General features: G+C 40.7%; 1 protein-coding gene. It reads right to left on the minus strand.

What is annotated here, in order from left to right:
* Positions 1-103: 103 nt before the first annotated feature.
* Positions 104-622, minus strand: a complete 519-nt coding sequence (locus BCAMP_RS12200; protein WP_156921252.1) for a hypothetical protein — start codon at positions 620-622, stop codon at positions 104-106.
* Positions 623-658: the final 36 nt, after the last annotated feature.

Below are 658 nucleotides of genomic sequence, written 5' to 3' on the forward strand. Positions count from 1 at the left end.
TCCGATTGTTCCGACGGTTAAACCAATGGCCATTAATTGTGCTAATTTCATATTATATTCCTTCTCTCTGATTAATTTTTTTATTTGTTTACTCATTTGCTACTTATTCTGCTGGTTTTAATGTCCAGTCAAGTGTTGTTGCATATGTGCCAGCTGCGGTTGCTTTCGGTGCAGCTAATGTTGGGTTTAAGTCAATTGTATGTTCAAAACGTGATCCGTTTGCTACGAGTTGATTTTCTTCCGACACTGCGACTGTTTCAGCTGTTACGCCTGCATTTGCTGTCGCTGCTAAGTTAATTTGCAAGCCTTGTTCTGTGAAACTTTTAGCATCGACGGGCGCTGTTTCTTTCACTGTTAGATCCCAATTTCCATCAATCCCACGGTAATCATTGATGCCGATAATTGCCTCTGCTTTAGCGCCTACTGTTTGCGCTTCGCCCGTTAAAGTAATGTCTTCAAAAGCAATCGTTGGTGCGATTTCTGAGAATGTTAACTCCCCACCTTTCAAAGTTACACTTGCTGCTGTCGAACCGTCACGCACCTCATCTGCTGATACAGTTGCTACGCTTACTCCGATTGTTCCGACGGTTAAACCAATGGCCATTAATTGTGCTAATTTCATATTATATTCCATCTCTCTGATTAATTTTTTTTATTT

It is taken from the genome of Brochothrix campestris FSL F6-1037 (genome assembly GCF_000525915.1).
In the GTDB taxonomy this organism is placed as follows: domain Bacteria; phylum Bacillota; class Bacilli; order Lactobacillales; family Listeriaceae; genus Brochothrix; species Brochothrix campestris.

Bases quoted from the DNA above. Each gene is read 5' to 3' on its own strand.
- BCAMP_RS12200 (WP_156921252.1), bottom strand. From the start codon at position 622: ATGAAATTAGCACAATTAATGGCCATTGGTTTAACCGTCGGAACAATC.